The 12345-nt window shown below is 39.8% G+C and carries 14 protein-coding genes; all 14 read right to left on the bottom strand.

The genetic code is table 11. From position 1 onward, the window contains the following. Positions 1 to 66: 66 nt before the first annotated feature. Entirely contained in the window at positions 67 to 1995 is a 1929-nt protein-coding gene (gene ftsH / locus RWZ05_RS08535; protein WP_314643720.1) for an ATP-dependent zinc metalloprotease FtsH, read from the bottom strand. An 89-nt stretch (positions 1996 to 2084) separates the two neighbouring features. Continuing rightward, positions 2085 to 2630: a hypoxanthine phosphoribosyltransferase gene (gene hpt / locus RWZ05_RS08530; protein ID WP_314643718.1), complete on the bottom strand. Its 546-nt coding sequence runs from the start codon at positions 2628 to 2630 to the stop codon at positions 2085 to 2087. 23 nt (positions 2631 to 2653) lie between these two features. Continuing rightward, positions 2654 to 3652 carry a tRNA lysidine(34) synthetase TilS gene (gene tilS / locus RWZ05_RS08525; RefSeq protein ID WP_314643716.1) on the bottom strand — a complete coding sequence of 333 codons (999 nt, stop codon included), beginning with the start codon at positions 3650 to 3652 and terminating at the stop codon, positions 2654 to 2656. Continuing rightward, a complete protein-coding gene (locus RWZ05_RS08520; RefSeq protein ID WP_314643714.1) occupies positions 3621 to 4517 on the bottom strand; it encodes a phosphatase in 897 nt (298 codons plus the stop codon). Before RWZ05_RS08520 ends, tilS begins: the two co-directional genes overlap by 32 nt. 91 nt (positions 4518 to 4608) lie before the next feature. Next, positions 4609 to 5010 (bottom strand): S1 RNA-binding domain-containing protein, encoded by a 402-nt coding sequence (locus RWZ05_RS08515; RefSeq protein ID WP_314643712.1) that lies wholly within the window; start codon positions 5008 to 5010, stop codon positions 4609 to 4611. Positions 5011 to 5076: 66 nt separating this feature from the next. Continuing rightward, entirely contained in the window at positions 5077 to 5409 is a 333-nt protein-coding gene (locus tag RWZ05_RS08510) for a septum formation initiator family protein (protein WP_043006286.1), read from the bottom strand. A 189-nt stretch (positions 5410 to 5598) separates the two neighbouring features. Further along, a complete protein-coding gene (locus RWZ05_RS08505) occupies positions 5599 to 6546 on the bottom strand; it encodes an L-lactate dehydrogenase (RefSeq protein ID WP_314643710.1) in 948 nt (315 codons plus the stop codon). A 288-nt stretch (positions 6547 to 6834) separates the two neighbouring features. Beyond that, complete coding sequence (locus RWZ05_RS08500) at positions 6835 to 7641, bottom strand: hypothetical protein (protein WP_314643707.1); 807 nt, start codon at positions 7639 to 7641, stop codon at positions 6835 to 6837. A gap of 96 nt (positions 7642 to 7737) precedes the next feature. Continuing rightward, positions 7738 to 8208, bottom strand: a complete 471-nt coding sequence (folK, locus tag RWZ05_RS08495) for a 2-amino-4-hydroxy-6-hydroxymethyldihydropteridine diphosphokinase (protein ID WP_314643705.1) — start codon at positions 8206 to 8208, stop codon at positions 7738 to 7740. Next, positions 8208 to 8570, bottom strand: a complete 363-nt coding sequence (gene folB / locus RWZ05_RS08490; RefSeq protein WP_314643702.1) for a dihydroneopterin aldolase — start codon at positions 8568 to 8570, stop codon at positions 8208 to 8210. The genes folK and folB overlap by 1 nt, the downstream gene beginning before the upstream one ends. Next, positions 8570 to 9406, bottom strand: coding sequence for a dihydropteroate synthase (gene folP, locus RWZ05_RS08485; RefSeq protein ID WP_009352669.1), 837 nt, complete (start codon positions 9404 to 9406; stop codon positions 8570 to 8572). Before folP ends, folB begins: the two co-directional genes overlap by 1 nt. Next, positions 9399 to 9968, bottom strand: a complete 570-nt coding sequence (gene folE / locus RWZ05_RS08480) for a GTP cyclohydrolase I (protein ID WP_009352693.1) — start codon at positions 9966 to 9968, stop codon at positions 9399 to 9401. Before folE ends, folP begins: the two co-directional genes overlap by 8 nt. A gap of 8 nt (positions 9969 to 9976) precedes the next feature. Continuing rightward, complete coding sequence (locus RWZ05_RS08475) at positions 9977 to 11533, bottom strand: ABC-F family ATP-binding cassette domain-containing protein (protein ID WP_105081399.1); 1557 nt, start codon at positions 11531 to 11533, stop codon at positions 9977 to 9979. 110 nt (positions 11534 to 11643) lie between these two features. Then, on the bottom strand, positions 11644 to 12345 hold a 702-nt coding region (locus RWZ05_RS08470; RefSeq protein ID WP_314643698.1), incomplete at its 5' end, for a peptidase dimerization domain-containing protein.

Below are 12345 nucleotides of genomic sequence, written 5' to 3'. Positions count from 1 at the left end.
AAGGGACTGTAACTAGAATGCGGTAAAACCGCATTCTGTTACAGCCCCTTTTATTTAGATATCTCATTATTTGATTTCATTAGAAGATGTTTCACTAGGAGCATCCACTGTAGCAGTGTTCTCTTTAGATTCAACCACCTCTGATACTACAACACCTTCCGCTTCTAGAATCTCTTTAGGCTCCTCAACTTCAGGGGCTTTCGTTGTACCATATTTATAAAGATTATCTACAGCTTTAGAATCGATTGTTTCTTCTTCTAACAAAGCATTTGCCATGTCATGTAAGAATTTTTCATTTTCGCTGAGAAGTTTTGTTACATCTTTGTACGCTTCTTCTACAATACGATGAATTTCAGAGTCGATTTTTGCTGCGATCTCTTCACTATAGTTGCGCTCGTGGCCAAGGTTTTTACCCAAGAATACTTGTTCTTGTTGTTCACCAAATACGATAGGACCAAGCTCGTCGCTCATACCCCAACGCGTTACCATGGCGCGCGCTGTATTCGTTACGCTTTGAAGGTCTCCAGAAGCACCTGTACTGATTTCGTCTAAGATTAAGGCCTCTGCAATTCGTCCCCCAAGAGCTACGCGAATATCTGCCAATAATTGAGATTTTGTTTTATAATTTTGTTCCTCTGTAGGAAGCATCATAGTGTAACCACCTGCTGCACCACGAGGAATGATTGTTACCTTATGAACAGGATCTGCATGAGGCAATAAATGTGCCACAATAGCATGACCAGATTCATGGTACGCGGTTAACTTACGGTCTTTCTCGCTCACAATATGACTGCGGCGTTCAGGACCCATGCTAACCTTTTCACTTGCTTCTTCAACTTCAGCCATAGTGATAACTTTTTTGTTAAGGCGAGCCGCCAATAAAGCCGCTTCGTTTAACAAGTTATTCAAGTCAGCACCAGTAAAGCCTGGAGTTTTCTTCGCAATTGTTTTTAAGTCTACATCGTCAGCTAACGGCTTATTACGAGCATGTACTTTCAGGATTGCTTCACGACCGCGTAAGTCTGGACGACCTACGATAACTTGACGGTCAAAACGACCTGGACGCAACAGCGCTGGATCAAGAATATCCGGACGGTTTGTAGCAGCGATAGTAATAATACCTTCATTGGCACCGAAGCCATCCATTTCAACGAGCAATTGGTTCAATGTTTGTTCACGTTCATCGTGACCACCACCAAGACCAGCGCCACGTTGGCGACCAACCGCATCAATTTCATCGATGAAGATGATACATGGTGAATTCTTTTTCGCTTGCGTGAAAAGATCACGCACACGAGAAGCACCAACACCTACGAACATTTCTACGAAGTCAGAACCGGAAATCGTAAAGAATGGTACCCCTGCTTCACCAGCTACGGCTTTAGCAAGCAATGTTTTACCTGTACCTGGAGGTCCAGCAAGCAATACACCTTTCGGAATTTTAGCACCGATAGTTGTAAATTTCCCTGGATCCTTCAAGAATTCTACTACTTCTTCTAATTCTTGTTTAGCTTCTTCAGCACCTGCTACATCTTTGAAGGTAACTTTTACATTGCCTTCACCCATCAATTTAGCACGGCTTTTACCGAAGTTCATCACTCGGCCACCGCCACCTTGTGTTTGTTGCATGATAAAGAAGAACAACACTACCAAGATGATAATAGGAATAACAGACCCTAGCAAGCTCATCCACCAAGCTGGTTGCTCAGGTGGAGCTGCAGTAATTTCTACGCCATTATCTTGTAATGTTCTAATTAATGTATCATCACTTGGCGCATAAGTACTAAACTCTGTTCCATTTTTTAGTTTACCTTTAATACTGTGATCATTGGTAATCGTTACAGACTCAACCTTTTTCTGTTGTACTTGTTGAATAAATCCTGTATAACTAAGTTCAGATTTATTCGCACTTTGACCAGAGAAAGCGTCAATGGCAATAACTAAAGTGGCAATGATAAGTAAATAAAGGACGATATTTTTAGTAAATCGACCCAAAATATTACCCCTTTCAATAGTAATTTAGTTGTATAAACGAATTAAGTACATCTCATAGAGAGATGCACTCATATATTATATCATAATTTTTAATTTTGATACATTTCTTCCTTCAAAATACCGATATAAGGCAAGTGACGATATTTTTCTGCAAAGTCTAAACCATAACCGATAACGAAGTAATCAGGGATAACAAAACCCACATAGTCCACATCTACATCCATCTTACGACGATCAGGTTTATTCAATAACGCAGCAAGTCGCACGCTCTTAGCACCACGAGCATGTAAATTTTCTAACAAGTAATGTAATGTAGTACCCGTATCTACGATATCCTCTACAACAAGTACATTCTTACCCTCTACGGAGCGATCCAAATCTTTTAAAATTCGTACTACCCCAGTACTAGTTGTGCCACTACCATAACTAGAACAAGAGATGAAATCAAAGCTTACATCTACGCTGTCATCAATAGCACGAGCTAAATCTGTAAAGAATACGATAGCCCCTTTTAATACCCCTACGAGCACAACGGATTCATTTTGGTAATCTTTACTAATCTCTTTACCTAATTCCGTTACACGTGCTTTTAATTGTTCCTCTGTATATAAAATATCTTTTGCATCTTGATGCATCTATATGACCTCCACGATTCATATTAATGTTTGCAATATACCTTTATTGTATCACATTGAGCGGTTACTTTTATACTTTTTATAGTGAAAGTTTTCGCTTCTCCTGTGTTAACAATATCTAGTAATTGCTCTTGATGGGCTACTGTAAGCGTTATATCAGAGTCAATAGAACTCACCAAATGCTGCCACAAACGACGTTGTATGGCTAAAGGTTCCTTTCGTAAGGCCCTACGAGATACACTCATTTCACCCTTATCAATCGTCACTAATCGCTGAAAAGCTTGTACTGTCAAATCAGAAATTACTGCTAAATCTTCAGTTACAGTATTTCCTAATCTAGCGATAGCATCTACTACATTAGGGTTAATAGATTCTAACTCAGGTATAATGCGATGACGAATTCTATTCCTCTGATATCGAGTATCATCATTTGTAGAATCAATACAATACGTGAGCTCCCTATCGGCTAAATAAGCTAATAACTCCACTTTTGGAACATCTAATAAGGGTCTAATCACAGGAACGTCATAGCCATAGCTGACTACATCCATACCTGTTAACCCGTTTAAGCCTGTACCTCTAATGAAGTGCGCTAGAATCGACTCAGCCTGATCGTCCTTATGATGAGCTACTGCAATATAATCATACCCCTCAGACCGAGCTATTTCATTTAGCCATTGATAGCGAACTTGTCTACCAACGGTCTCCTCAGATAGCTTTAGGTCTTTACTCAAGCTTGGCACATCAAAGGTAGTTGTATAAAACGACAACCCTAATGCATCTACCTGATTTCGAAGCCATAGAACCTCATCTTTACTTTCAGGGCGAATAGAGTGGTCTACGATAGCAATACCAAGCTTATACGTTGTATGGCGATGCGTAGCAATATCTTGCAATAAATGTAATAAAGCCATCGAATCTGGTCCACCAGAACAAGCGACCAATATACGGCTATGTTCAGGAAATAGCTTATGTAATTTTAAAGTGTGATTAACTCTTCGAATGAGTGCTTTCACATTCACGGGCCATCGCCTCCATACCATCTTGGTCACTCACAAATACATGAGGCACCTCATAAGCGTCCATAAAGGACGTTAAAATTTCTGCACCGGCTACGATGATATCGGTACGTCCAGCAGGCAAGCCTTTGACTTGTAAGCGCTCTTCACGGCTCATGTAGCGTAATCTCATAATGATGCCTTCCACAGTCTCACGGCTCAATTTATGTCCTTGCACCTTAGTGCCATCATAATCTTCTAGCTTTAAATCGATGGCCGCCAAGGTAGTTAACGTACCACCGATACCAATGAATTCACCAAATTCCCCTTCAATCATCATCGGATCCCACAAGAATCGAGTTTCTTCCCACACACGTTGAGGACCTTCATCAGACATAGATTGAAGGCGTACAGCACCTACAGGATAGGATCGACTCCAATAAACGCCGTCCTTATTGCCTAATGCTAGCTCAGTACTACCGCCACCGATATCGATAGTCGTATAGTGACGGCCATCATTCAACTGGTCTCCCAAGGCACCATTAAAACCATAAATGGCCTCTTCATCTCCCGAGAGAATACGCCACTCCATTGGGCAATGCTCGCTAATGCGCTCCATAAATTCAAGGCCATTAGCTGCTTCACGAACGGCGCTCGTTGCAAAACCAAAGCAGTATTCCGCTCCATATTGGTCGGCTATTTTCTTAATATCCCGGAAAGCTTGATATGATGCTTCCATCGATTCAGCACGTAATGTACCGTCTGTATTTCGTTGACCAAGACGAGTGGTCCACAACTGTTTGGGCTCGTAATGCCATATTTTATTTTCATAAGTAGCTAATAATAAGCGTACTGAATTAGATCCAATATCGATAATTGCTAACTTCATAATCGCTCCTTGCATACAGTAGTATTCGCCTAATACTACTGTTACTATTTTATACATAAGTAAAGAGATGGCAGAAAGCCATCTCTCACTATTAATCTCGACGACCGCCTCGGCCTCCGCGTTTACCTTCTGTATTGCGTTTTAAATCGTGCAAACGTTCATTGCTATCGCGCAAAAATGATTTCATCTTCGCTTCGAAAGCCTCTGCACTTTGTTTAGATTGAACTCGACGAGGACGTCTTTCTTCACTTACCACTTCTTTAGGTTGTGTTTGACGAATAGAAAGACCGATTTTATTGCCATCAATGGATAAAACCTTTACCTTTACAGCATCTTCAACCTTTAATATGGTATTAATATCTTCGACATACCCATGAGCTACTTCAGAAATATGAACTAACCCTGTTTGTTTCTCTCCTAAATCAACAAATACGCCGAATTTTGTAATACCAGATACGGTACCATCTACAATGTTACCAACTTCGATTGCCATGCAACCTCCTAATTAATGCGGAAACCTCAAACTACACAATAAAGCGAATCCAAATTAAGCTCTTACCTATTTTACATATGGTACTTCACCAGGCTTAACTAAGCCTAACTCCTCACGAGCCACCCCTTCAATGGTCTTCGGATCTTGTAACTTAGCCTTTTCCTGCTCTAATTCTTCATTTCGCTGTTTTAATTCTTGCAATTGTTGCTCTATATGTTGTTTTTCTTGATATACAGCCACCAAGCGATAGGCCTGCCCTAACAATAGCAGCACCATAATCCCTATGCCAATTCGCTTGATCCACATGAGGATAATACGCTGATCCTGCGCTTTACGATTAGGGCGAACCCGTTTGCGCGGCCTTTTTGGACGTTGTACTTCCATAGTGTCCTGAGTCATAATGTCCCCCAAAAAATATTCATCATCTGTATATTGTCATTCCTAAATTATACCACATAACATAGATTGGGACTAAATAATATTACAGATATTTCTCTAAAAAACAGAGTGTAAGTATATATATGTATGCTAAGACACAGTTATGTATGCTAAGACACAGTTATGTATGCACCTAACGATAAGCTGTATTTACATAGTTTCCGCTTTATTAGCATGTTCACGAATAATGGCACAGGATGTTTTAAATAAAGTTAACTCCTCAACAGTAAGTTGTAGTTCTAAGATATCTTCAATACCATCTTTCCCAATAACCGCAGGAGTGGACGCAAAGATTCCTGCTTCTCCGTATTGACCATCTAAGTAACAAGAACAAGGAAGTATCTTCTTTTCATCATGGAATACAGCACGAATTAGCTCAGTAGTAGCGCTAGCAATGCCAAATTCTGTAGAGCCTTTACCAGCTAATACATGGTAACCACCAATCTTTACATCATCTAATACTTGTTGATGGTCAAGTGTAGGGAATCTATGAGGTAATTCCTGTTGTAACTGCTCTAAGGGCTTACCTTGAACGCATACGTGAGACCAAGGTACCATTGCACTACCCCCATGTTCACCTAAACAATAGGCCGTAATCGAGCGATTACTAATGTTAAAAATATGAGCTAATTCTTTTTGGAGTCGAGCAGAATCTAATGCTGTACCTGTAGAGATAATACGCTTAGGGTTCCAATCTAAATGTTTACATAAGTAAGTGGCCACCACATCAGCAGGATTTGAGATAGAAACAATAAAGCCATCAAACCCAGATTTTTTAATACGAGGAATAACATCTTTTAGTACCTCTATAGTTTCACCAAGACTTTCTAAACGATCTTGATACAAATTTGGCAAAGGACCTGCACTAAATACGAGAATATCGCAATCTCCACAGTCCTCAATAGGACCTGCCGTAGCTGTTACTTTATGAGGGATATAGCTAACCGCATCATTAATATCCATAGCTTGGGCTTTTGCTTTCTTCTCATCAATATCCATCATATATAGTTCATCAACTTCACCTTGCAACGCAAGAGAAAAAGCTACATGAGAACCTACGTGACCAGTACCAATGATACCTACTTTACGCAATTTCATAATGACCTCCTCATATTGTAGGCAGATGATTAACATCCGACTAAGACTAATCTTTTAAAATTAAATACTCAATATCTGAATACTTTATATTCATATACATTACATTATATCCCGCATCTATATATGACAATTAAAAACATATAAAGTTAAAGAATACATACTTATTATATACCCATTTCTCAAAATTATTCGGTAAATAAAGAAAAAGACTGTTACAATAAAGCACTATAACAGTCTTTCTATCTTTAGTTGCACCTAGTAAACAATCTTAGTACAGCAATTTTCCTCTTATATAGTCATTGCATCAAGACTAAGAGGGAATAAGTCTTTATTCTCCATCACCTGTGGTGATTTTTCTAAATATTGTTTACGCATAGTCCATAAAATTTCTAAATCTTTAGGATCTAGTTTAGATAATGCATATATCATAGTGAAGTCCGCACCATAATGGCCACGCAGGCTATCAGGCACCCCCTTAGGTCCTTCACCGCCAAGACGATTATTAAAGAATCCCTGCATACGACGATTATCTAAATCAATAATAATAAAGCCTGACGCATCATAGACATACAATGTATGGTTTACACGTTTTAAAGCTCGTACCGTATTGGTAATAAAATAGTGGTCCTTCATATCGATAAGAGATGATTCATAACCAGAATGGTAAAAGTCTCCATAATAATAAGCCCCTCTATCGGTAGACTCTAACAAAGCTTTTAATTCGGTCTGCTCTTGAGTCGTAAAATCAGATAGATTTTTTACCGACTTAATATCTCGTAACCCCCGTTGGTAATCATCAGTCTTAGGTGGTTCTATATGCTGACCTCTAAAGGTAATCGGCATAAGACGAAGCGTATTATCAGCTAGGTTATAAATTCCATACCCTTCATAACCTAAAAAATACACTTGCGAGTCAATGGACTTCATCGCTAATATTCGTTTAGAAATAATGGCATCACTAGAGTTAACTAATGTATGCGCTTCCGGATCTATACGTACTGTTTTAGAATCGTAGTTGACCCCTACCGCAAGCCAATAGGATATCCCTACTACAAGCAAAGCCAGTACACATAAACCGATACGTTTTATATTCATGTACACTCCCTATGAATCCCCAGTCATAAAACGTAAACTCATGTACAGTATGTACGTATTTATTAATTCACTAATCTTAACACATACGATACCCTTTTATTCACTTAATTGAGCTAAACGCTCATTAATTGTCATACCTTTATAGGTAAAAGTCGGGAACAACTCATATAGCGGTTCTAATACAAAGGTGCGTTCCCAAAAAAGCGGGTGTGGCACAACTAGTTTTGCATCACTTAAAGACAGCATAGCACCATGTGAATCATAAGCTAAAATAATATCTAAATCTAGCGTGCGAGGTCCCCAATGAATCAAACGTTCACGGCCCGCCTCTTTTTCAAGGAATTGAATTAGGTCGAGCATTTGATGCGGATCCAAAGTACTTACACAAAACCACATGCCATTAACAAATGTATCTTGCTCCGTATAGCCCCACGGCTCAGTTTCAATAAGCTTAGAACTAATTACCTTAGAAACAGCCTCATGCTCCTGCAATGACTGAAAGGCAGAATGAATATGGCCTTTCTTGTCCCCCATATTGGAGCCTACACTGATGTAATAGGTATACATCAAATTTGTCCCCTTGTAGTTACAACCTCAACATAATCTAAAATGCCTACAATTGGTACAGATGGCTTCCGCACTGTTACAGATAAACCCACAATACCTTGGTAATGTTGATATAAGGAATCCGCAATAAGCGCCCCCAAGCGCTCTAATAGATTACGTTTCTCACCAGTCATAACAGATTCTACAATCTCGTATACCTCTACGTAATTGATAGAATCTTCTAATTGGTCACTTTGACCGGCTTTTGTAAGATCTGTTGTAATTTCCACATCTACAAAAAACCGTTGGCCTTGTGTTTGTTCAGATTCCAAGTTGCCATGATATCCGTAGAAGGCCATATTTTTTAAAACGATTTTATCCATTATTCACCTCGTAACAGGCCATCCGCGACTGCTAAGGCACGTTTATGCATTTTAACGTTGTGAACACGCACCATATCAACGCCTTGGAATACACCTGTAATACAAGCGGCTACAGTACCTTCATCGCGTTCTTCTGGTGGCAAACCGCCCAACATAGACCCGATAAAACCCTTACGGCTAGGTGCCAACAAAATTGGATATTCATAAGCTGTTAACTCACCTAATCGCTGCATAACTTCAATATTTTGTTCTTCTGTTTTACCGAAGAAGCCAATACCTGGGTCGAGCCAGATTTGTTGAGGTGTAACCCCCTCTTTTAACGCTTTATCGATAGCCCAGAAGAAGAATGCTTTCATATCCTCAATAATATCGCCATAGTTTGTATCATTACTATTGTGCATGATAATAACAGGCACCTTGAAGTTAGCTGCTACTGCCGCCATATCAGGATCATAATGTAGTCCCCATATGTCATTTAAAATATGCGCCCCTTTAGAAAAGGCATATTCAGCTGTTTTAGCGTGATAAGTATCGATAGATACGGGAACTGTAGACGCATTTAATACAGGATCTATTAATAGAGACAAACGCTCAATTTCTTCGTCTGCCGTCAATGGTGTAGAACCTGGGCGTGTAGATTCAACGCCTAAATCAATAATGTCCGCACCATCTTCAATCATTTGTTTTACATGCGCTGCTGCTGTCTCTGGTGTGTTAAATAGACCGCCATCAGAGAAGGAGTCAGGTGTACCATTGAGTATACCCATGATAAGGGTACGATCGCACAAAGATAAACTTTTGCCATCATTCCATGTATAATTTCTACGTTTAAACATTTGCCTGTCCTCCACCTAACATTGCCAACGCTTCATCTCTTAATGTGCCTTTTTCGGCCAATACGCCTCGGCTTTCTAAGGTAATAACCTTTGAATCTTGCTGCATGGTACCTTTGATGAGCATACACAACTGAGTCGATGTAATGCGTACAAATACGCCATGAGCGGATAAATCATTCATAATAGCATCTGCCAATTCAGATGCCAACCGCTCTTGTAATTGCGGTCTACGGCTAAGAATATTAACAATATCTTGGAACTTGCTAAGTCCTGCAACACACCCATCCTTAGGTTGGTACACAATATCTACAGTACCAAAGAAAGGCAATAAATGGTGCTCGCACATGGAATAAAACGGAATTCCTGTAACTGCCACAAGACCTTTATAGTCTGTGCTAAAGGTTTCTCCCCATGCCGATTTTGTATCTAATCCTACACCGCTGAATAATTCACTATATAATTCTGTTACACGACTTGGTGTCTTCTCTAACTCTGGTGCCTCTGTATCAACAGATAAAGCCTCTAAGAATTGCTTTATCCCGTCCTTTGCACGTTGATTCATCGGTCCTCCTAAACAATTTTTGTCGTCCAATCCTCAATATTCCAAATATCCGTAACCCAACCTTGATAGAATTCAGGTTCGTGACTTACTAGTACAATAGTACCTTTGAAATCACGTAATGCACGGCTCAACTCTTCCTTCGCATATACGTCTAAATGGTTAGTCGGTTCGTCTAAAACCAACACATTATACTTATTCTGCATGAGTTTGCATAGGCGAACCTTAGCATTTTCACCACCAGATAATACACGCATTTGAGATGTAATATGTTCATTCGTAAGGCCACAACGAGCAAGGGCTGCACGCACCTCTGCATTGGTCATAGCCGGATATTCATTCCAAATATAATCTAGCGCTGTTTCAGAGTTAGATGGTGTATCTTCTTGAGCAAAATAGCCAACTTGTAAGAACTCACCTTTTACCAACTCACCACTCACAGGTTTTAATAAACCTAGAATAGTTTTTAACAACGTTGTTTTACCTAAACCATTGACGCCACGAATGGCGATTTTTTTATTTCTTTCAATTTGAAAGTCTACTGGTCTAGTTAACGGTTCATCATAACCTAATTGTAAGCCAAAAGCCTCTACAATGAAGCGACTTGGTGTACGACCTTCTTTAAAGCCAAAGGTAGGCTTGATATACTCTTTTGGTTTTTCCAAAATTTCCATCTTCTCTAAGCGTTTTGCCCTAGAGTTTGCCATACCACGCGTCGCTACACGAGCTTTATTACGTTGAATAAAGTCCTCCATACGCTCAATCTCTTGTTGTTGACGCTCATAAGCCTTGGCAGCTTGTGCCTTTTTCACTTCGTAAGCAGCTTGGAACTGATGATAGTCACCAGTATATCGAGTAAGTACTGCTTGCTCAATATGATAAATGACATTGACTACGGAATTTAAGAACTCCATATCATGAGAAATCAAGATGAACGCATTTTCGTAGTTCTGCAAATAGTTTTGCAACCATTGAATATGCTCTACATCAAGATAGTTTGTCGGTTCGTCCAACAATAAAATTGTCGGTTTCTCTAGTAATAGTTTAGTAAGTAAAACTTTAGTACGTTGACCACCACTGAGCTCTGTAACATCTCGATCTAAGCCGATATCTGTAAGGCCTAAACCAGAAGCTGTACGCTCAATAACCGCATCAATTTCATAGAACCCACGTTGTTCAAGAATTTCTTGCCATTCCCCAACTTGCTCGAGGAGCTTATTCATCTCATCTTCGGATACATCACCCATACGATTATAAGCATCGTTAATATTTTGCTCCATAACAAATAAATCATCAAAGGCTCGTTGCAATACGTCGCGAATGGTCATTCCTTTTTCGAGAACCGCATGTTGATCCAAGTATCCAACAGTGACTTGGTTAGACCATTCAATTTTACCTTCATCAGGTGGTATTTTACCTGTAATGATATTTAGGAATGTAGACTTGCCTTCGCCATTAGCACCAATAAGACCTACATGTTCTCCTTTTAATAAGCGAAATGATGCATCATCTAAAATTTGTCGCGCTCCAAAACCATGAGTTACATTTGAAACGGTTAAAACACTCATATCTATCTCCACCGGAATAAAAGCCGTCTTGTTGAAGACGGCTTGTTTCATACTTACTTAAATATTATATCTATTGTACCTTTTTGACCTCTATATGTCAAAAATGAACATCACTTACCCATCGCATAACGCAAGGCTACAATAGCCATAATCTTAGCACCCTTAATGGCTTGTGCCAATCCATAATCAGAACCAGCTGCACAAGTAAACTCTGGCGTATGAGCTTCTAACCCTAACCCAATCTGCAAGGTAGGCTGTGCTATTGGTACCTCATAGGATACATTTCCCACATCAGTGCTGCCATCCGCTTCATCATCAGGTAATATACGCGGTGTTTCACCAAACTCAGTCATCACATCTTTAAATAGATCTAATAACCTTTTATCTTGACGCATATCCTTAAAAAGTGGCTCATAATGATGCATCTCAACTTTAGCACCGTAGGATTCGCCAATCTCATGAGCTGCCGCTTTGATAGCCGGCAAAATAATACTTTCTAAATCATCCACCGTACGCCCCCGTACAGTCATGCGAATCGTAGCCTTAGGAGTTACTACGTTTGGTGCTGTACCAGCTTCGGTAAAGATAGCACCTACAATAGCACCTGTAGGGAAGGTTTTCTTTAACGCTTTAACCCTTTGATAAAGATCTACAGCACAATCTAAGGCATTGATTCCAGAATCAGTGAGTGATGCTATATGACAGGAGCGCCCATGGAAGGTAACCTCTAGGGGATGTGTCGCTAAGGATGTACCGCCTACCTCATTTTCACCGCCAGGGTGAATGATGAGCGCCGCTTCATAGCCCTTAAA

This window comes from uncultured Veillonella sp. (assembly GCF_963543145.1).
In the GTDB taxonomy this organism is placed as follows: domain Bacteria; phylum Bacillota; class Negativicutes; order Veillonellales; family Veillonellaceae; genus Veillonella.
This window is presented reverse-complemented; position numbering and strand designations above follow the sequence as displayed.